Consider the following 20217-nt stretch of genomic DNA (forward strand, 5'->3'; position numbering starts at 1 on the left):
GTAGAGTTGAAAATGTTACATTATAGTCCGGACGATACATACATGCGTCAAATAACCCGCCACGATCCCGGCCAGGTCTGCCAGAATATCCTTCCAGTCCCATTTATTACAGGGGGACATTTCATCCCCGTATTCCTTACCCAGTGAAGCACCCAGGGCAAAGGGAACACCATAATCACCCAACAGGGCACATATAGCGTAATTAATTCCGAAATGCTTCCATTTGTCCGTTCCTATTTTCATAATTTGAATCATTGGTTACTGCAAAGGTGGGAAGAACGGAAACGGACGAAAAGGACATAAAAAAGAGTGCCGGGAACCACCCCGGCACAAACAAACCCTAACCTGGGACTTAAACCCAACGGCTGCCTTTTCAGCCGGTATGCTAAATTGTTAATATTAAGGATTAGACAACTTTTCGATGTCTTTTTTCATCATACGTAATAATTGAATCCTTCTTAACACCTCATTTGTTGGTGTACTTTCATCTCCTTTCTCTATTAGGAAATCGATTAGGTCCTCAATAACTTCGATGTAACAAGCGGAAACCGGTTCCGTCTTAGTTTGCCACTGTGTCAAAATCTCGGCACTTTCATCTGTTATATGTGCGCCGTTTACTTCTATATCTTTCATAACAAATCTTTCATTAAACGTTTTTAATCGGTGTAGTCTCTAAGGTAGTGAAATCAATTATTCCGGCCTGCCGGTATATCCCGAGGGCGACTTTCCTAAACCGTTCGTAATTACGTTTGTCAATGGGCGATAACTGCCACCTCTTCATGTCTTTCATCAAATCCGGTATATTATTGGCACTATTATACAGACAGTTGTTTTTACCGTACTCGTGATGAAGTGATACAGACTGAAAATCACCGGAGAAAACAACCAACCGCAAACGTTCAAGTTCAAGGAAAGCAAACTCATTGTTAACCTTCTCCACCTTATAGGCTCTTAATTCAATGGAAGGCGCGCCGTATTCACGTCTAACGAAAAATAGGATATCAGGATTATTTGTATTCATTTGGCACCTCCTTTTAAGTCTTCTAATTTAATATGTGAAATACTTGTTATACTTTCCAGTACCCCGTCGCATACACTTTTAACCCTTAATCCGCGGGAACCGTCTTTCTTGGGTAAATTCAGGTGATAATACGGGCGATTCCTCCAGAATGTAATCCGGAAAATCCAGCCACGAACTTTAAAAGTAGCATTGCTTATTTTATAATCAATCTGTATCAGATCACCCGGTTTAAATTTACTTTCTTGTAGAAACATTTCCTGTATTTCTTCCTTTTCCTTCTTTATTTCCTCAATCCTTTTATCATTGTTTTGTAATTGAGTAAGTAACACTTGCTGATATTCAGTATATATCATTCGGCACCTCCTTTCTTTTCTATCTGGGGACGCTCTGAAAACCTATATATTCTTTTAACCCGATAAATGAAAAAATAGGCTACAGGCTTGTCACAGCCGTTATTATGTGTTTTAGTGTCCTGATCTATATGAATAAACCCGCTACCGGAAGATATTTTCAGCGGCATTGTTTTAGGGTATTTCTCGTTCAGCTCCTTTACCTTTGCTTCCAGTTCAGTTTTAAAAGCATCAAAGGAAATTTTATCAGGGCAAAGCGTGTTACCAAACTGGTTTGCAAACTCTGCCATTTCAGCACATTTTCGATTCTGTGGTTTATATTCGTTAAGCTCTATAAAATAAGATATCATTTTCGGCCTCCTTTCCTCGCTTTCTTGGCACGACACACACATATAACTGCACCAATGACAGCCGGTGGATAGATAAAAGTAAGACAGAAACAAGCGATAGCAGATAAGTAATAAGCCCCAGAAGTTGAACAAACAGTACATTCATGTTTCGGTTCCTGAAAATAACGATGTTGGATTGTGTTTACGTCCGTGCTACCAGTACGGAACGAAGGTACATAGCTTGTACCGGATTGAAATTCATTTTTCATAACGGTGTTAATTTTGACTATTTTACATGGGAAAGGCGGTTACCATTTCCCCTAATTCGTCAAAATTAACACCGCAAACCGTCCGAAGATCGGGTTATAAGTTTAGGGAAAGGCAACCGCCTTGTATTAAACAAGCACTTATCGGGCATAAAAAAAGCCCGTTATTTATTCGAGCCAATAACCGAGACTCACCGGACCGCACCAGCGGTGTTAACTTTGACAGGGGCAAATGTCGGCATTAAATTCTGAACAAAAAAAAAAAAACGTTAATAAAAGTTTATTAGGAAAGAAAGTTTCTCGACTCTACGATTCGTTACTTCGTAACAAAAAACGCCCACCTGATTAAGGGTGAGCGTTACACACTATAATTAATATTCTATTTGTCTTTTAAATTAATTCCCTCTTTTATCTGTTCATCAGAAGTTACCTTTTTACAAAGAATATAGTGATAAACAGGGTCTTTGCTCATTCCTTGTGTAGGTGTAACCGGATAAGCCAGTATTAGTTCCCAACCCAATTTAGCCAAATAGTTAACGGCGTCTATCATTGAATTAAAATTCATCTTTTCACCGTTTTCATCTACTAAAAAACGAGCATTTGGTGTTGCCCATTTTGCCTTCTGGCCGAAATCTACTTCTATTTTTACTTTTGTACCGGTTATATTTCCAGTACCCACGATTTCACAATAAGCCTTATACGGTTCTTGTGCAATGGCTGCCATTGTTAGTATGGCCAATACAATAACTAAAAAAAATCTTTTCATATCAGTAACTTAAAATTAGTGTGTACTTTAGTTTGTACCACCCGTAAGTCCTGACGGTATATATGCAGTGTAATTTTGACGATTGCAAAAGTACTTAAATATATACATTTATAAAAAATATTACCCCAAAATCAATCAAAAATGAAAGGCAACCGCCCCAAAATACACGGTAATTCACCCAAAAATGGGCAAAAAATGAAACAAAAACGCATAAAAAACGCGCTTTTTCGCGTAAAATTTTGGTCTAAATGCAGATAAACAACTGAAAAACAGCCAAAAACCAAAGAAAATTTCAAAAACTAAAAAAATGACACCTTCCGAAGACCGAGCCGCTCAGAAGTCGGAAAGCAGTTGCCCTCCCCCTAAAAGGTGAAATATGACCTCTCCCGGAGGGGTACCCGTAACCTGGTAACACAAAAAACGCCGGAAAACCGATTTTCCAGCGTTACAAGGCAATTACCTTTTATGCCTGTTCTCTATCCATTGATCCACAAACGAGTCGGCCTGCAGCGTCCGCTTGCCTCGTACTAAAGCTATCCAGCCGGGGCGCATCAGTAAGTATTTGAAAGCGTCGGAGAAATTGGTGGATAACATCGGTAGTTTTTTCGGTGCCAGCTTTTCGGACTTCTTCACCTTGAACACTACCTTAGAATTACCCCGGTATTTGATTTCAGCCTTTGCCTTTTCTACGGAACTAACCATTTCTTTACAGTTCATCGCATCAACCAGCAAGATAGGCAGGTTCTTGTTGGTACCGCCCATAATCTCCTGCATAAAGTCGTATTCCGTATCCTGCCGGATAACTGCCTGTTTGCGGCTCTTTAGGTTTACGATCCAGCCGGTACGGTTTCCGCTACCGTCTTTTTCTATGGCGTCTTTGATCTTACCCGCGTAATCCTCCTTCTGTTTCTCAAAGTTATTACCTGCACGGTCATAGTACAAATCCAGTTCTTTATATTCGTGGTTCTGGAAGAAAGTGAGGAACTGGTCGGCGATCTCCCGGAACCAGCCCGGCGGTATCTCAAAAAAGTTCTTATGTACCCGGTAATAAGCACCGTCCGGCTGACCGATCACCAAAGAAAGCATATTACCGAAGTCCATACCACCTTCAATCGCTTTATCATGGTGCAGGTACCGGAGCTCCCGCGAGCTGTAAGCGGCTTCTCCGGACATGGTACCGTTATAATACTTATGTCCTTCACCAAACAACACATAGAAACGTAAATCCCTGCGAAGACCGGGACGCATACCCACCACCGACTTTTTAAATTCGTGAAGCTCCAGCGTTCCATTATACAACCGCTTTAAATAATCAATCGTAAGTATCTCAACATTAGCGAATGAAGAAGCGTTAAGAAAGAACGTTTGTCCTTTTCTCAACTTCAACAAAGCCCGGTCGTAATATTCAATATCCCGTTTCAAACGTTTCAGTTTCAAAGGGGAAGGCTTATTTTTTCTTTCTTCTTTTAATAGAGAAATTACCAGGTCATTACGCATACTTGCCGCCTGTACTATTTTAATGATCCGTTCCGGGTCCATTTGCTTGACATACCGGAAAAACCAGTCGTACTCGTTTTCGTCGATATCCGGCATATCGGTAGTAATGGTTATCCCCAGGAATAAATGGGAATGTCCGTAAGTGATCGCATCACCGCGAAGAATAGGCATAGCGCGGTTTACTTTCATTTCCTTGTCGTACTTCGCTTCATCATAAAACAGATGTATTACAGACTTTCCGGCAAGCAGCGAAGGGTTATCCAGTGATCCCATGAAAATAACACATCCGTTCCAGAAGCTGTAAACATGCTTGTAATCATCCACGATAACCGAACATTTACGCCGCCAGGATTCAGGCGGGCGGGTATCTTTTACATAGTGTACCCCTTCGATCAGGCCCATAAGCTGCCAGCCCTTCTGTACGGCCGGCATTATATTATCTTCCAGGTTACTGTAGGTATTGGCAACAAAAGCGAACGCACCGCCGGGCATTTCTTCCACACAACGGGCGGAACGCCTGGCTTGTATAACGGTCGATTTGGCCGTACCGCGCCCGTCAACAGATACAAGGATAGTAGTATCGATCCAGTCCGTCAGAACCTGGATTATATGGCCGTATTTGATTTCCACATCATCGGCGTTACTCACCTTCGTTATCTTCCCCGAACTCTTTGATATCATACAACATACGTTTTTTCAGGTCAAAAGCTTTAATACGCGCGTCCTCTTTTATATTATCACGTACAATAACAGGAATTTCCGGGATCGCGTCGATAAACTCTTCCAGTTCCTTACGGTCGATTTCAGGAACACCCAGATCCTTACGGCTGGTAGTATAAATAACCGTGCTTTTCTGTGAAAGCAGTTCCTCCGGTATTTCGGCCTGTTGATCCTTATAACATCCGCGAAGTTCCGCCGCCAGTTTCAGCAGGTTCTTAGCCTCCTTCACATTTCCCATAAGAAAGACGGTATTCGCCCAGTTTTCGGCCTTTTCCGCATACAAGTTAGCGAAAGCCTGCGGGCGTACGTTATCCTGCGTATAAAAGAAATTGAGACTGTCAGCGTACACCTGGCGGGCCATCCAGTCCGAAAGGCCGTAAGGTTCCGACTTCAAAAGGCGGATGATGCCGGCCTTTGTCACCAGCTTACCATTTATACGCATACGGGCACGAAGGCCCCGTACCATTTCCATAAGGCTGTAATATTCCCTTTCATCGGGCGCGAGGGCTTCCAGCGTACCGGTAGAAAGAATCCTTTGAATCTGGTTGATATCCACCTTGTCAAAGTCTATTCGTGAGGGCTTAATTAAATTCGTCGTCATCCATTTGTTCGATTAAACGTTCAAAAGTATGTCTTTTCCGTACGGCCTCCAGCTGTTTTATAGCTTCCACGTTTCCGCCTTCCGCCGCTTCATGGAGTTTTATTTCAGGCGCGGCACGTGCTACCAGAATCCCTTCCCGGATCAGGAAGTTAACGGAAGTTCCTACCGTTTCCGCATCCCGGACAAAAAGCCCGGCATCCTCCAAAGAAAGCCCCAGGGAAACGGCTATGTCTTTCGGCGAATACCCTAAAGAAGACAAACGCCGTACATCCTCCTTTTGCTGCGCATCCAGGTAAATACTATCCACCACCGTTAAATCGTTCATACGCATCTTTTATTCGTTTCTGTGCCGTGAAATAATAAATTTCGTCCTGTTCCATTAATACAAAGTTCCGGCCGCTTTCAATGGCTGCCACGGCCGTAGTACCGGAACCGCCGAAAGTGTCCAGGATCAGATCGCCGGGCTTTGTACTGTCTTCAATCAGTTTACGGATCAACGCCACCGGTTTCTGTGTGGGATGAACCTTTTCACCTTCTACCAGTTTCGCACCGGAAGCAAAAGACCGGATATTATCTATTATGTTTGTGGCACCGATAGAAACACCCTTTCCGCAATGAAACAAAATAAGCTCATGTATAAAGGCGTAATGATTACCCGGGCCCGACTGTTTGTTCCAGACGATCATGTTTGACGCGCCTAAATACAAGTCAAACAACGGATAATAAAAAGCATACCCGCGCCAGTCCGTAAAAAAGTACACACAAGCACCGGGTTTCTTCACCCGGTTAAACTCCAGGAACAAATCCCGGTAAAAGGGTTTACAGATAGACAAATCTTTAAAACTGCCTTTCTGCCCGTTGTGTGTCATTCCCAGGAAATAAGGCGGATCGGTTATTATACAATCTACGGAATTGTCCGGAACACGTTTCAACGCCTCCAGGCAATCCTCGTTATATATTTGGTTTGTAATCATTGGAAAGTTGTTTAAGCCGGCTTTCTTCTTTTTCTATCCGGAGGGTTAATGTCTTGAGCTGGTGCCCCAGCTCCGAGCGGTCGCAAGGGTGAGAGAAACGGCCCAGGTTCTTTGTGATCCGTTGCCGTTTCCCTGTCAGACTGGCAATAAGTTCAATTACTTTTTTTTTCGCGCCTCAATTTCTTCCTCTATGGCCTTCTGTGTAGTTTCCCACTTTTGGATCAATGCAAGGGCACTCGCTTTCTTCTTCTCATCATCCCCGGCCTGTTCCAGTTTCGCCTTATTCTTTGAAAGGTTGGCGCGGGCGTTATTCAGTGCCTTTTGTATGTCGATATCCGAAAGGTTCTCGACGCCCTTACGGACGGACAAACTTTTTACCTTCTCACATTTACCCAGAATCTTTCCGTTCTCCCGGTAATATTCCAGTTCATCCCACATCTCGCGGTTAGCGATGAAGTTTTCCACAACCGCCTGCGCTTCCTGTGCTGTAGAAAGTGAACTGACATCATCCGGCGTAGCTTCCAGGCGGGCGAAAGCTTCCTTATACTTCCCGTATGCGGTGAACATGTCGGAAACAAGTATTTTCAGAATGTCGGGACAATCCGGAGAATTCAGGAAGGTAAATTTCTCGCGGAAACGTATCATTTTGGTTACGGTTTCCGGGGCTGCTTTGTATCGTTTCTCCGCCTCTTCCAGTTCCTCTTCCAGCTCTTCCACACGGTCGGCATTTTCATCCATGGAAAGAACCTTATCCCGGAAATCGGACGAAACGAGTTCTTCCACACTGACGCCGAAAGATTCGGCAAGTTCCAGCAGCAAATCATCGCTGTATTTTACCGGCGTTTTGGATGTTTCCTCCCGGGCGGGTTCCATTTTTACCGCGGTCAGCTGTTTGGAGTTTCGCCGGATCGTCTTAAATTCACGTTCAGAAAGCCCGGCCAACTTCCGTAGTTCCTCTAAAAGAATGGCCTTCATCGTTTCCGTTTCTCCCTGCCGGCGGAATGACTTCTTTAACATACGGTTGATACCGTATTTCTCGTACAGTTCCACGCCCTGAATAAAGTTACGCGGACCGGCCAGATAGGTAATAATTTCCTGTTTCATACTATATAAAATTTGATGATACAAAGGAAAAAAGGGGCAATTACCCTAAAAAGGACAAAGGGTGGCCGGGCATGTGCTGCCGGTCACCCTTTGAATTACATGAAAGCCGTTTACTTACGCCTCATAACGGCTTTGTTCAATCCATTTCATAGCCTCCGAACCGTCGTTAAACGCCCGCAACGTCAGTTGGGAACCTTCGGAAGCGGTAAACGTCTTACCACCTTTCAGAAGGAAATTACCGCCCGCTTCCACCGTAGGCGCAACACCCGAACATCCCATAAGGGTAATTACCGAGCCGTGACTTCCACCGGTAACACCGGCTATCTTAGCCGCACCCGCGGAAAGCTGGTACTGCCCGTCCGTCTGGTAATCTATATCCGTGGCTCCGGCTTCCACCACGGCCACCGGTTCTTCCAGAGTGTCGGTACCCCGGTAAATGGCGATATCATCCCCTTTGCTGATCTGGGTGAAAGTAAGTTCGTTCGTATTCGATTCATTGGAACCGGTATAAGAAACGGATAACTTACACGGGTTACAGGGCGTTCCGATCAGATCGGCAGGCTTTCCGCTACAATAACGGAGCACAACGATACATTTCTTGGACAGCCAGTTTGTCTTAAACTCGCGAATTTCCTGTTCGTTACCGGGATGATTGAACTTAACGGAAGGCGTATAACCTTCGGCGTCCGTTTCCCCGTCACTGTTGGAACTGATTTCAGCGGTACCGGGTGTCAGGTAAATACCGATCGCGTAACGTCCCGCCTTCATTACGATATCATCCTCGATAACCACGCCGGCATCGTTTCTCTGCGGGAAGGAAAGAATATCGTCAACGTCGTAAATTACGAGCTGATCCTTGGGCTGAATACCGTTACCGGGATTGCCGGCCGGCCTTCTTACGCTTGCTTTTACGTATGTCATAACTTAATGATTTATAAGGTTATAAAATGGAAGGGATAAAGTATCCCTTCCGCCAAAAATTAGCCTCTTGCCACTTCGTAGAATTTACCGTCGGCGGCTTTCGCCAGCTTGATAAACTTGCCTTCGGAAAGCGTCATAGCTTCGGTTAAGACAAAGTTTCCGCCGGCTGCAATGGTGGAAGCAAATTCAGAACCGCTTCCGTAGATCGTGTAAACGACACCGGCTTCCGCATCGGTAAAGTTAGTGATTGCCGTTGCCTTTGTATTCTCACCGGTTACGAATACTTCACCGTCAAGCAAAGAAGGATCCGTTTCATCCGGCGCAAACTGCAACGCATCGGAAGAAGCGTTTTCGCGGCCGATCTCGATAAATTTACCGTCGGCACGTTTCATCAGTTTGATAACATCCCCCTTACCCGGCTGCCAGGTAGCGGAAATAAGGTCAAATTTTCCGCTTTTCTCAATCTTAACGCCTTTATCCACGCTTCCGCATTTCAGGGAAATAACCGTACCTACCGGCGCGTCTTCAATATCGGTAATCGTAAATTCGGCTGTGTTCGCTACGGTAACAATGGAGGTATGAAGCTTGGCCGACGGGTTCTTGTCCTTGTCAGCGTCCACAAAGTAAGACGCCGGGCGGTCATACTCATTACAGAAGATCATCTGGCGCGTATAGTCCATATCTTCTTTCTTGGTGTACTTGAAGCCCACGGCAATAGCCCAGATACTTTCACGCCAGTTACTCCATACTTTCAGGCTCCAGTCTTCCTGCTCCAGGTTGAAAGCCGTCATTTCGCCTGGTTTGTCCTCGTAGGTTTTAATGTTGCCTTCAAACGTCCAGAAAATACGGTGGTGGTTGTCAGCATTGGGAACCGGGATAATCTTTACCGCCGGATATTCCTTCACATACATGATATTAGCCTTGTAATCCTGGTTCTGTCCGTAATGCAGTTCATTGTATTTATGATACAATACAATAAAGTGCGAAGGCATATAAAGTGCCAGGTTACCGCTGTCACGAAGAACCGCCGGGATCATGGAAGTACCCTTGTACACCTTTTCACCGATGTTTGCTTCGGTAAGTTCTCCCAGCTCGAACGGTTTAATCTGGTAAACGAACTTTCCGTTATTGATATCGGTATGTCCGTTCACTTTCTTGTTCAGGAACTCATACAGGCCGTCAGCTGCAGCAAGTGCTTTGCCCGGTTCGTTCAGATTCGGGTCCTTACGGATTCCGTTAATACGGCGTTGTTCACGCTCGTTATGCAACTTCTTGGCGGTTTCGGCCAGGATGTACTCGATAAAAGACCACTTGATAGGGTTTGAACCTTCCTTGTTCAAAGTGCCGATCCAGGTTTTCTCCAGGGCCTTTAAATTTTTGAAACGGTGTGCAAACATCACGTTGAACATGCGCAGGGTTTCATCGTCGAACTCGTAGGAACCTTTAGTCACCTTGTCGAAGTCGGATTCCTCATTGCCGGCCTGTGAGAACTCGCCCAGCCAGATATTAACCAGCGTAGCCAAATCCTGATAACCGGATTCAAGCGGGAAAATACTTTCAATGGAAGGAAGTTCCATTAAAAACGACTGCAAACGCTGTTGCCAGGGAATACGATAAAAAGCCCCGAGGTCTTCCTTCAAACGGCTGTAGTCAAGGGAACTGGCTTTCGGAAGAGCGATCATTTCAAAACCGGCAGCCTCCATTAACGCAGCTTTGGCGCGAAGGTTATACGGGCGGTCCAGTGAGAACATTTCACCCTGCAAGCCTCCCAGCTGCTTTTCGTCCCGGAGATTGAAAGCCCCTTTACCGTCCGCCTGGGCGTTGTGCTGCTTCCCTTTGCCCGGATCATCTTCCGCGGCGGCTGAAAGTTGGGCGATAATACCGGAAAGCTTCGTTATCTCGGCATCCTTCTTGGCAATCAGCGCGGTGTTGTTCCGGTTTTCGTCACGCTGTTGCGTCTGCAAGGCTTCAAGCTGTTCCTGCGCCTGTACCAGACGGGCGGCAGTATCACCCAACAAACCGCGAAGGAAAGCGGTAGTGGTAGGTTCTTCGGTTCCCTCTCCCTGGTTTCCGTCTTCGGCTTCGTCCTGGAAATCGTTTTCGAGGGACGCTTTAAAGTCCGTGAGGAATTTTTCAGGAAAACCGTAGTTTTTCAGTTTTGCCATTTCCTCGGCCGTGATAGAGTTCTTATCCTCTACCTTGCTCCATTCCGACAGGCCCAACAAGCCCAGCATGTGAGCGGATAAGCTCTTAAAATCCAATTTCATATATACAAAATTTTAAAGTTAATACTATATGTTATACATCTCGTTTACTTTTCTGACGGTGGCCTGTGCCAGTACCCACTTTACCGCGTCTTCCAGCGTACCGAACTGGTCGATATAGCCGTTTGCCACGGCTACGTCACCGGTGAATATCTGTCCCCGGAAAAGGGGAAGTTCCGGATCATAGGCAATACCCAGATTCCGACTGATCGCATCGCAGAAAATACGGTGCATGACGGCCAGACGCTGCTTTATAGGCTCTTCGTTGTTCTCCTTTTCAATCGCGCGGGTTTCATAGTTTTTCAGATCGGCACTATCCGGATAGATTTCCCGGTAATCAATGCCCTGTTTCCTGAAATATTCCTTAAAGGATTGGTAAGTAAGCATGATACCGACGGAACCGACTTCACACATAGGGGAAGCGATAAAGGTTCTACCGGCGGCGGTGCCCAGCCAGAAATGGGCACTACCCATGGTACCGGCCACGTAGGTGGCTATAGGTTTGGAAGATTCGGCAATCATTTTAGCCGCCAGGTCCACATGTGCGACCATACCGCCTGGACCGTTGATCCACAGGACCGCGCCGCAAATCTTAGGATTATCGGAAATATCACGGAGCTGCTTTTCCAGGCGGTAAGTCTCCCAGGAATACAAGGTGCCTTCCAGGATAATGACGGCCACACTGTCAGCCGGCAGGGTGTCATCATCCAGTTCCCACCGGTTGGCAAGGTAAGGCGTAGTAGCGTAGGCGGTTATTTTATTATTGTCGAGCCGTTTTTCGATCGCATCCAGGTTGCCGGCTGCAACACACGGCACAAGTAAGGAAAGCAACCGGTAATAATCATTATCAGCGATTGCCCAAGGTGCTGTAAAAATCTCCTGTATTTTGTCCACGTTCTCTTTTTTACGGCAAAGAAAACGCCTATATAATAGGTAGAGAAGGACTGAAAGGAACCTACAGGAACGCATCAACGCCCGGACCCGTACCGGACAGGGTGCAGTTATACAGGCCCCCGCCGATCTCAAAAGAAAAGGTAAGCGGGTAATCGGGAGAACCGGAAACACGGGTGTTACCCGTTTCGTCAGTATAGAGGGCGACAAAGGGCGTCGCTTTCAGATTTTCCAGGTAAAGCGTCTTATTTTGCGACACGTCGGCAAGCTTGAAGGTATGTTTTTTAGTATAGACGTCTTCATTTTTGCTGTCACCCGGTTTTAAGGTTCCCGGTACGATCATAAGAATATCAGGTTTTCCGATAGAGCGGATAACGACTTTCGAGAGCACGACGCCAAAATGGATAATGTTGTAAACGGGAACCAGTTGCAGGCTATGGGCGGCGGATATTAACTTTCTTGACATAATTACAGATATAAAGTATTGATAATCAAACATTCAGCATTTTTCGGACGTTTTTCAGCCAAAAACCGGACAAAAAAGGACAAACAGATACAGTTGGTAGGTAAAAAATAACTTGCTTTTTTACACTTTTTTTCGGTTATACGCCCTTTTCTTCTTACGCCTGAAACTGTCCCGCCACCGCTGGTAGTTTTTCAGCAGCCCGTCTTCCTGAATGGAAGAGATATCATACTTTTTCAGGAAGGTAAAAACGGTTTCCTTAAACTCGATTCCGTGCAGGTGCTTGTTTTCGTCCATGAGTTCGTGCAGCTCGGCCCACATCAGGGCACGCAGACGCTTTTCAAGAATGGCGGTACCGCGTACGGAAATGTAATTGAACTGTTCCGGAGACTTGCCGCCGGCAAAATTGGCCTCCCGGCGGTCAGGCAGCATAAACTCCAGGTTGCCGCGGTCAGCCGGACAATTTACCGGCCGTTTCTCCATGAGATCGTAAACGGTCACATAGATATCGGACGAGGAAGGAAAACGGACGGTACCGACCGTTTCGTCGTAATATTTGCCCCGGACATACTCGGCCAGGTAGGATTCGATCTGTATTCGGGTGGTAATCATAGCAATAACATTCCTTTTTAAAGGCAAAGATATTCCTTTATCGGCTGTTGGTCTGCCATTTACGGGAAAATGTAGGCTTTCAGTCGTCATTTTGATAAATATACTCCGGGAGAATAATTATAATATGCCTTTTCCAGCCGCCACACACCCGACATTTTCTCTGCCAGGCTGTGCTAATATAATCCGGTACTAAATTTTTGTAATTTCGTAACCGGGCAACCGACAAAGATAAAATCCTGTATCTTAGCAACTTAGTAACGTTACTAATTTCCGTTACAAAAAAATGGCCGGAAAACAGTTTGTAACCGGGCTTACCGGTAGAAGATAAAAAGGCCGGTGTTACAAACCGGAAAAATTCGTAACCGTTTTGTAACTGCAACTTCGTAACCTTTATTTCCTATTTATTTATTTGATTTTCAGACTTTTTTCTTTCAAGCAAACAAAGGTTACAAGGTTACTAAAATTTTGTATGAAATAGAGGTGGGGTATGGGGAGGGAAGCCGGGCGGGACGCATTTGTTTCCATACGAAAAGAGGGACCGACACATTCGTATCTGGTCCCTCTTTTCGTATTTTATACCGGCTCCGATCCGTCTTATACGCGATGTTTGCACCTGCTTAAAATCCATTTCTTTACGTCCGGGGGTATATAGCGGTGCACGACGGCCGTATAGTCCTCGTTAAATTCATACTCCAGGTAGTTGTCGCCTTCCAGGATAAAAACACAGGCCGTTTTGATGATCCATTCGAGCTGCTCGCCCGAATAGCGTTCCAGTGCCAGGACGGTACCGGGTTTCATACGCTCCAGATAGCGGTAGACCTGTTCGGCGAATTTCCGGAACCTCTCGCCGCTGTTCCAGAGCGCGGTAAACTCGGACATGCTGTTTAATTTCAAATGCGCGTTATTCATTCATCCGGTCGTTCATCAGGTACAAACATGAGTGTCGGATCGGCCGGTTCCGTTCCACCACCGGCAGCCGTTTCCGCCGTGCCGCATGAACGCAGATAGATCATGTCGGCGGCCTTGCCGTCGTTATCCTTGCGTACGATACGCCCCTGGGAGTTGCAAAGGTCCTTCGGGTTGAGTTCGTCAATGTAGGGGCAAAGGGCCACAAAACCTTTGAGGGCCTTTGTAAAACGCTGCATCGTGATTTTATTCACACCGGAAAAGCTTTTGTAATCGGCGAAGGCCTTTTCACGGACGATAAAACAGTCCAGGTGCTCGCTGTCCGGAGAGAAATAAGAGTTCGCCCAGTCCTCAAAGTTATTGCCCATATCGGCCTTGTATTTACGCCTGATAATGTTTTCCATGGGCGGAAGCAATTTTATAGATTCCTCGCAAAGGGAAAGGTAAAAACGGCAGCACTGCAAGAAGAAATTTATATCGGCGTTCCACTCGTTCTCGCTGTAAGTCTTGGAAAACAAATCCTTACCGAAATCGTCCCGGATAGAACGCGTTTCCCGGTAGTCGTTATCTTCCGTACGCTGGTGGTAGTAGTCGGAGAATACCAGGTACAGCAAACGGGCTTCCGTAGACGGATCAAAATCAATAGGAACGTAATTAGTTGTAAATCCCAGCTTGGCCGATTCCTCGAAAGGTATAGTAAACGACTGGTTGTTCTTCGGGTTCACGGTCATATCTGACGTGATGATGTCGTAAAACAGGCCCGTATTAAGATACCGGTCGCAATCATCCACCAGAATAAAGTCGGTATGCTGGTTCACCTGGTCGAACACATGCGGATTATCCATTAACTTGGGATTACGGCCGGAAAGCTTGACGCTCTTCATAAAGTAGGAAAGGGCCTTGAACATGAATGATTTGCCCGAACGTCCGTTACATTCACCGTCTTCACCGATCTTGTTATCCATGGCCTGTGGTGCCCAGGCACGCGAAGGGGATTTGTACCGATGCAGCATATAACCGATAGTAAATATCTTATTGATAAGGTTTCTTTTCTGTTCGGCAACTTCTTCCGCCGTGAGGCCTTCCCCCTCGATATCGAATTTATGTTTTTCCCGGTAGGATTCCGCTTCCCCCACGCTCTTGTCGTCGAAATTGTATTCCAGTTCCTTACGCCAGTAAACGCGGCTCGAATTGATTACATAGCCGAAAAAGTTAGACGGTACGGCATTTATCCGGATATCAAACACATCGTTGCCCTCTATGTCTTTTTTACGGGAAATGGTAAACATGTCTTCCATAAGACGGACTTTGTGTTTCAGTACGTTTTCTTCCCAAACGTAGTGGGACAATGTGCTGCCGTTGGCCGGATGTTCCTTTATACCGGTACCGCTTACCTCCATGCTGCAACCGGGAAAGAAGAACATCTGCGTATTATGGGTATAATTGGTAAAGTCCAGTTCTATTTCCTGCAAATTGTCCAGGGCCGTATCTGACAGTTTGGGGCTGTTCAGAATAAGATTCCTTATATCGCGGGATAAAAAGTTCTCTTGGGCCCACTCACGGATAAACTTCCGGATATCCTTTGCCTTTATCAGTTTTACAATATTGCCGGTAATACGGATGTATTTCGTTGAACTGGAATTTTCATCATGAAGCGAATAGAAACCGTTAAGACGTAAAAAGTAGTGAAGGCAGTCCGCGTCTATATTGTGATCCCATTGCCGGGATTTCTCGTTAAACTTGGAATACCAGAATTTGGCGGGCATGGCAAGCGTCATAAGGTTACGGAAATCCTCGTTCTTGCTTCGTAATTCCATAAAGTCCCGGAAGTCCTTACGGGGTTTGCCCCGCTGATCCCGGTAAGTGGTAAGCCAGGCCGGTAGCCAGATCGTGTGGATATCGATAAAACGTAGTGCAAGTTCCGTACCCTTTACCCTGCCCGTCGTGTCGATATCGGGTATGTTATACAGGACTTCAACGTATTTCATGATCTCCTTGTAGTCCTGTTCGGAAAGTTTATATGTTTCCGAATTAAACCAGATCGGGGAAAAGCCCAGCGATTTAACGCACAGGGCGTCGCGCTCTCCGGAACATATAAACGCCTCCTGCAGCTTCTGTTCCTTATAAGGCTTTTCCGCATTGGCCGGATTCTTTTTAAAGGCGGCTTCTTCCCTGGAATTAAACTCCCGGTATAAGGCTTTCAGTTCGGAAAGACCGTTTATATAGTCCTTCGGCTTGACACCTTCCGGGGTGTAGGAAAAACGCCACTGCTTGTCCGGATTCAGAGGCTCGTATATTTTATAGAACTTCACTTCGGGCGTGTCGCCTTCGGCCGGTTTTACCAGACATTCGCGCATAAAGATAGGGTATGTCGCAGTCGCGTATTTATAGGTTACCTCGCGATTTTTTACATACCCTATATATTTGGCCGAATACCAGTGCAGAGCCTCGGCGTTCTCCTGGGTGACACGGGGGCCGAGTATGCGTAACTGATCCGGGGTGAGATGATCGGCAAGCTCGAAAATTTTAGTACCGTCTTTCTGATCCTGGGAGGCCGGAACCTTACGGATATCCGGCTTGTTTACGTTACGGTTGAGTTCATCGGTTACGTTGTACATGGATGCAAGTTTAAGGATCGCCTCGTTAAACCGGAGGCCTTCCTCATACATGCAGATATCGACAGGGCTTTGAGCCGTTCCGGTATCGCCGAAATCCGTTACCTTATAAACCTGCTGGGAACCTTCCTTTCCGAATAGCTTGATACAGGCCGACGCGTCGTCTTCTGACGGCCGGCGTTTGAAATGGCGGTTGGTTCCGACACAATCCCGGGCTTGCGGATAATAATGTAGAATAATATCCAGCCCGTTGTTGGTTACTTTGTAGATGTCTTCTGCCTTTATCATCGTTATAAAGTTACATAGTTACTTATTTTTCGTTGTTTTCCTCCTGCTTTGTTTTCAAGTCTCCCCAAGGTTGATACAGGAAAACGAATAATAACAGCCAAAGAAAAGCGGTTTTACCCGTATAATAAATGACAAAGGCAATCAGTCCCATAAAGGCAACCACGATAATAGCGTGGGCGATGTATTTTAAATTTTTATCTTTCATTGTTCAAACATGTTATACTGAATTGAAAAACCGAATTTGCTTAATCTCCTTTCCTGGAGAAGGGAACGTTTGTCATGTGAAGGCATAATGACCACCAGGTTCTTTGTATCGAACTGGTAACCTTTCTTCCGCATCTGATAACGTAGGTTTCTTAGGCGTCTGTCTTCTTTCATGGCATTTCGTTAAGATCGTCTTAGTTTATAGAAGGCATGGCACACTATCACAAAGGATAGCGTTTAAATCCTCCTGTATGGTTTCCTGTTGCTTCTTGTTCAGGTGTACCAGGAAATAACCTTTTCCGTCGGAAAGATTCTTTATTTCCGCCAGATTATACTTCCGGTCCATTGCATCCACGAATGCAGGGGATTCCATGGGGCGGAAGCTACTGAATATTTTATAGGTTCCACTACTGCCTTCTATTCGTAACGTGGTTAATTCATCGGGGGTGGTAATTGTTGATTTCATTGCTGTATTATTTTTAGAAAAGTCCACATAAAGTGTAAAAAACTGATTTATATTTATCGCTCTTTCTTCTTTTGTATTAGAAAGATACACCCTTTTATTTTTCTTATCCATTTTTATTTAATCTCTTGCATCAGCCATTTTTCGGCCTTTAGCCGTTGCCGAATAGATATTCGGTTTATCACCTTTGAAACATTTAGTCTTTATCCATTCATATCTTTCAGCTTCCCGGAGATAAAATAATATTCCGTATTCAGATGTATTTTTCAACCAATCTAATTTCTTGATTTGCTCAAATGTCATAGGACCGCCATATACAAGCGATGATGTTAACATCTGAACTCTTTCTTTCAATGAATATTCACTCATATTTAATTTGTTTTACTCTAATTGATTCTTACATACTTGCCACTTATGTTACAAGTTTTTAGTATCTCTGCGTTTTCTTCTCCAAAAGCGATCAAAACAGCACCACAACCAGGCGAATCCCCCCGTATTCCGTCCGGCCTGAAAAAACGAATCCTTCCGCGTAGAAATTTAATTGCCGTTGCCTTCTCAAATATAATATCCTGGAACATCTTACTATCACAGCGGTTGAACAACAGCGCAATGCCATTGCCGTGTTGTGCCAGTTTACGAACAAATTGTTCAATAAGCGGACGGGAATAAGGTGGATTTAACCAGACACGACCTACCCAATCTTTAGTTAATCCGTCATGGTTTTTGTTGTACATGGTTTCTGCCGTTTGCCAAAGCGGTTTAACCGGAGCACATGGATCTAAATCAAACTTTCCTAATGCGTCTATAATTTCTTTGGGTGTATACCACTCATCAGTGGTATTAGCCGATTTTTCAAAGGTTGTATTCATATCTATCATGTTATGAGGGGTTATACAATTCATATCCATTATCCCAAAGACTATCACTGCGAAAATTGAAGAAATCTTCCAAAGAGATACGTACACCATCTTCTAAAAGAAGAAATCCGTTTTCAATAGTCATCCATTCGTCAGAGGAAAAGAAACGGTGCGTAACCTTCTTACCCTCTTTCATTGCTTGTATAGCTTCTTCTTTGCTCATTATCTTTTCTTGATTTGAATTATTTTTCACCACTTATTTTTAATTTTACCAATTCACCAATAGGATAGGTCGTATGTTTCGGTCTGTTTATTTTCACTTTATGAGAAGAAAGAAACAACGGAACAGGTTCTATTCGATAGAAAGTGTAGTAAGCTTCTTTAGGAGCTGTTTTTTCATATTCCTTTAAATATTCTTCTGCTTTATTTCTCGTATCAAATGCGGCAAGGATAGAAAACCAAACGCCGTCTTCTTCGTATATTCCGGATTCCCTTTTAGTTACTATGTAAATTTTGCTCATTGTTGTTTATAGCTGTGCCGGAGGATAGCATCGAACTACCAATAACACCCGCTTTCGCCCTTCGGGGTTATCTCCACACTCCGGCGGTTATTATATGGAGCGGCAAAAGCCGCCCCGGTTATTTATTCACTTTTCTTTTCCGGAAGAAAAACAAAGTCTGCCCAAATATCAAGGAATTGTCGACCGCAATATGCTGCCAGTTCCGACGTTTTGAAGGCAAGCCGAACGCCGATGTTCGCATTCGTGTTCGATGAATCGTAATTCGCGTTCGCATACGAAACACCGCCTAACGCGTACGCGTAGCAGTACGACCGATACACCACACGAGACTTTTCTTCCTCGTCCAACTTATTGTATTCTTCCCCTGTATAAAGAATAAACCAAGGATAATAACGGCATTCATCCTCTGTAAATCGAGGTTCCCAGCCTTCATTTAAAGCTTTGACAATGATACGGAGTTTCAGAAAAGCCAAAACGTCAGGTTCAAGACCGAGGGATATTTTATCTCGGTTCCATGCTTCTGCATCGATGCCAATTTCATGGCAGGCGTCCTCAAACGTCTTAATACGTTTTCTTACGTCTTTTTCTGGTTCATCAATAAGGGTTAAGATTCCATTTCTCCAGACAGCTGTTTTACCTTCCGGAATTTCGATTTCTAATTTCTTTGATTTCATTCTTCTTTTATTTATTGGTTTTCACTATGGAAGATTTTTACGCCTGTTACTTCCTCGATCTTATCCTTTGCAAGTTCGGGAATACGACAACGACTACCTCGCCAATTACGAAAGGTATGTAATGGCACTTTACATGCTTCTGCCAATTTAAGGGACATTTCAGAAGATTCTTTTACCGGCAAATTCAAAAGGTACATTCTTAGTTTCTCGCCGTCATCATTCCTTTTTAATTTTTTTTTCGTCATACCTTTGTGATAAATATACTCATTATTGTTAACTTTACATAGCAAAGGTATAATTATTTTTACCACAGGTGAATAAAATTCACGTTAATAAAAGTTATAACAAAGGTGTAATATGGCTAATTTTTTGTTAATAAGAGAGTTATGTGAATTAAAGAAAATCACTATACGAGAACTTGCTTCACGTATAGGAAAAGAAGATAGTAGCATACAGGCTATTGTTAGAAATGGATCAACGAACACAAAAACCATTGAGGCAATAGCAAAGGTTTTAGAGGTTCCTGTAGGTGTATTCTTTGATGATATTCCCATAACTGGAATAAAATCAAATGAACTTGATAAAGATGCAAAAATAGCTGATTTAGAAAGGATAATTGAGGAGAAGGAACGTCTAATACAAGTCTTATTAAGTAAGAAATAACCTGTAATAGATAAGAAATGTAGGCATATTGTAGGCCATACGTTTATACAAATGATTAATAATCAGGCGATTAAAGAACGTTACTTGAATCACTTAGAGAAATCGCAAACAGCTATTAAAATAGCGTTTGCGATTTTTTCATTTAATAGAATCGTCCACATGTTGTCTACGGCTCAGTTGTAATTCTTGGGGGATTAAGTTTAGTCAATTCCCTTCATGCATATACCTTTGCTAGCCTAAAAAGGAA

At 44.4% G+C, this 20217-nt stretch carries 29 protein-coding genes; 1 reads left to right on the top strand and 28 read right to left on the bottom strand.

Annotated elements, in window-relative coordinates; genetic code table 11:
* Positions 1-15: 15 nt before the first annotated feature.
* From LPH68_RS11155 to LPH68_RS11290, 28 genes are all read right to left on the bottom strand, one after another.
* Positions 16-243 carry a hypothetical protein gene (locus tag LPH68_RS11155; protein ID WP_004318188.1) on the bottom strand — a complete coding sequence of 76 codons (228 nt, stop codon included), beginning with the start codon at positions 241-243 and terminating at the stop codon, positions 16-18.
* A 156-nt stretch (positions 244-399) separates the two neighbouring features.
* Positions 400-633, bottom strand: coding sequence for a hypothetical protein (locus LPH68_RS11160; RefSeq protein ID WP_004318187.1), 234 nt, complete (start codon positions 631-633; stop codon positions 400-402).
* A gap of 13 nt (positions 634-646) precedes the next feature.
* Complete coding sequence (locus tag LPH68_RS11165) at positions 647-1021, bottom strand: hypothetical protein (protein WP_004318186.1); 375 nt, start codon at positions 1019-1021, stop codon at positions 647-649.
* Positions 1018-1374, bottom strand: a complete 357-nt coding sequence (locus LPH68_RS11170) for a hypothetical protein (protein ID WP_004318185.1) — start codon at positions 1372-1374, stop codon at positions 1018-1020. Before LPH68_RS11170 ends, LPH68_RS11165 begins: the two co-directional genes overlap by 4 nt.
* The gene (locus tag LPH68_RS11175) at positions 1371-1721 is read right to left on the bottom strand and encodes a hypothetical protein (RefSeq protein WP_004318184.1); all 351 of its coding nucleotides are present in this window, start codon (positions 1719-1721) and stop codon (positions 1371-1373) included. Before LPH68_RS11175 ends, LPH68_RS11170 begins: the two co-directional genes overlap by 4 nt.
* Complete coding sequence (locus LPH68_RS11180) at positions 1718-1969, bottom strand: hypothetical protein (RefSeq protein ID WP_004318183.1); 252 nt, start codon at positions 1967-1969, stop codon at positions 1718-1720. Before LPH68_RS11180 ends, LPH68_RS11175 begins: the two co-directional genes overlap by 4 nt.
* A gap of 376 nt (positions 1970-2345) precedes the next feature.
* Entirely contained in the window at positions 2346-2732 is a 387-nt protein-coding gene (locus tag LPH68_RS11185) for a hypothetical protein (RefSeq protein WP_004303389.1), read from the bottom strand.
* Positions 2733-3188: 456 nt separating this feature from the next.
* Positions 3189-4910 (bottom strand): hypothetical protein, encoded by a 1722-nt coding sequence (locus LPH68_RS11190; RefSeq protein ID WP_004318182.1) that lies wholly within the window; start codon positions 4908-4910, stop codon positions 3189-3191.
* A complete protein-coding gene (locus tag LPH68_RS11195) occupies positions 4870-5550 on the bottom strand; it encodes a hypothetical protein (protein WP_004318181.1) in 681 nt (226 codons plus the stop codon). Before LPH68_RS11195 ends, LPH68_RS11190 begins: the two co-directional genes overlap by 41 nt.
* Positions 5531-5875, bottom strand: a complete 345-nt coding sequence (locus tag LPH68_RS11200) for a hypothetical protein (RefSeq protein ID WP_004318180.1) — start codon at positions 5873-5875, stop codon at positions 5531-5533. The genes LPH68_RS11195 and LPH68_RS11200 overlap by 20 nt, the downstream gene beginning before the upstream one ends.
* Positions 5850-6524: a site-specific DNA-methyltransferase gene (locus LPH68_RS11205; protein WP_004318179.1), complete on the bottom strand. Its 675-nt coding sequence runs from the start codon at positions 6522-6524 to the stop codon at positions 5850-5852. Before LPH68_RS11205 ends, LPH68_RS11200 begins: the two co-directional genes overlap by 26 nt.
* Before the next feature lie 156 nt (positions 6525-6680).
* Positions 6681-7628, bottom strand: a complete 948-nt coding sequence (locus tag LPH68_RS11210) for a hypothetical protein (protein ID WP_004318178.1) — start codon at positions 7626-7628, stop codon at positions 6681-6683.
* Positions 7629-7742: 114 nt separating this feature from the next.
* Positions 7743-8549, bottom strand: a complete 807-nt coding sequence (locus tag LPH68_RS11215; protein WP_004318175.1) for a hypothetical protein — start codon at positions 8547-8549, stop codon at positions 7743-7745.
* Between the two features lie 59 nt (positions 8550-8608).
* On the bottom strand, positions 8609-10816 hold the full coding sequence (locus LPH68_RS11220) for a hypothetical protein (protein WP_007760685.1): 2208 nt from the start codon (positions 10814-10816) through the stop codon (positions 8609-8611).
* A 24-nt stretch (positions 10817-10840) separates the two neighbouring features.
* Positions 10841-11707 carry a S49 family peptidase gene (locus LPH68_RS11225; RefSeq protein ID WP_004318171.1) on the bottom strand — a complete coding sequence of 289 codons (867 nt, stop codon included), beginning with the start codon at positions 11705-11707 and terminating at the stop codon, positions 10841-10843.
* A gap of 61 nt (positions 11708-11768) precedes the next feature.
* Positions 11769-12203: a hypothetical protein gene (locus LPH68_RS11230; protein ID WP_004303398.1), complete on the bottom strand. Its 435-nt coding sequence runs from the start codon at positions 12201-12203 to the stop codon at positions 11769-11771.
* 87 nt (positions 12204-12290) lie between these two features.
* A complete protein-coding gene (locus LPH68_RS11235) occupies positions 12291-12779 on the bottom strand; it encodes a hypothetical protein (protein WP_004303399.1) in 489 nt (162 codons plus the stop codon).
* Positions 12780-13373: 594 nt separating this feature from the next.
* On the bottom strand, positions 13374-13658 hold the full coding sequence (locus LPH68_RS11240; protein WP_225982341.1) for a hypothetical protein: 285 nt from the start codon (positions 13656-13658) through the stop codon (positions 13374-13376).
* Positions 13659-13684: 26 nt separating this feature from the next.
* A complete protein-coding gene (locus LPH68_RS11245; protein WP_004318167.1) occupies positions 13685-16588 on the bottom strand; it encodes a hypothetical protein in 2904 nt (967 codons plus the stop codon).
* 22 nt (positions 16589-16610) lie between these two features.
* Positions 16611-16793, bottom strand: a complete 183-nt coding sequence (locus tag LPH68_RS11250) for a hypothetical protein (RefSeq protein ID WP_004318165.1) — start codon at positions 16791-16793, stop codon at positions 16611-16613.
* Entirely contained in the window at positions 16790-16966 is a 177-nt protein-coding gene (locus LPH68_RS11255) for a hypothetical protein (RefSeq protein ID WP_004318164.1), read from the bottom strand. The genes LPH68_RS11250 and LPH68_RS11255 overlap by 4 nt, the downstream gene beginning before the upstream one ends.
* Before the next feature lie 25 nt (positions 16967-16991).
* Complete coding sequence (locus LPH68_RS11260) at positions 16992-17258, bottom strand: hypothetical protein (protein WP_022042327.1); 267 nt, start codon at positions 17256-17258, stop codon at positions 16992-16994.
* Positions 17259-17375: 117 nt separating this feature from the next.
* A complete protein-coding gene (locus LPH68_RS11265; RefSeq protein WP_004318162.1) occupies positions 17376-17624 on the bottom strand; it encodes a hypothetical protein in 249 nt (82 codons plus the stop codon).
* A gap of 17 nt (positions 17625-17641) precedes the next feature.
* Positions 17642-18124: a DNA N-6-adenine-methyltransferase gene (locus LPH68_RS11270; protein WP_029425872.1), complete on the bottom strand. Its 483-nt coding sequence runs from the start codon at positions 18122-18124 to the stop codon at positions 17642-17644.
* 10 nt (positions 18125-18134) lie between these two features.
* Positions 18135-18335: a hypothetical protein gene (locus LPH68_RS11275; protein WP_004318042.1), complete on the bottom strand. Its 201-nt coding sequence runs from the start codon at positions 18333-18335 to the stop codon at positions 18135-18137.
* A 19-nt stretch (positions 18336-18354) separates the two neighbouring features.
* Entirely contained in the window at positions 18355-18633 is a 279-nt protein-coding gene (locus tag LPH68_RS11280) for a hypothetical protein (RefSeq protein WP_004318158.1), read from the bottom strand.
* Positions 18634-18755: 122 nt separating this feature from the next.
* On the bottom strand, positions 18756-19307 hold the full coding sequence (locus LPH68_RS11285) for a hypothetical protein (RefSeq protein WP_230296934.1): 552 nt from the start codon (positions 19305-19307) through the stop codon (positions 18756-18758).
* A gap of 11 nt (positions 19308-19318) precedes the next feature.
* Positions 19319-19552 (bottom strand): hypothetical protein, encoded by a 234-nt coding sequence (locus LPH68_RS11290; RefSeq protein WP_029425873.1) that lies wholly within the window; start codon positions 19550-19552, stop codon positions 19319-19321.
* Positions 19553-19664: 112 nt separating this feature from the next.
* On the opposite strand from LPH68_RS11290, the gene LPH68_RS11295 reads away from it, so the two are divergent.
* Positions 19665-19970 (top strand): helix-turn-helix domain-containing protein, encoded by a 306-nt coding sequence (locus tag LPH68_RS11295; protein WP_004303408.1) that lies wholly within the window; start codon positions 19665-19667, stop codon positions 19968-19970.
* Positions 19971-20217: the final 247 nt, after the last annotated feature.

It is taken from the genome of Bacteroides sp. 1_1_30 (genome assembly GCF_020982715.1).
Lineage (GTDB): Bacteria > Bacteroidota > Bacteroidia > Bacteroidales > Bacteroidaceae > Bacteroides > Bacteroides xylanisolvens.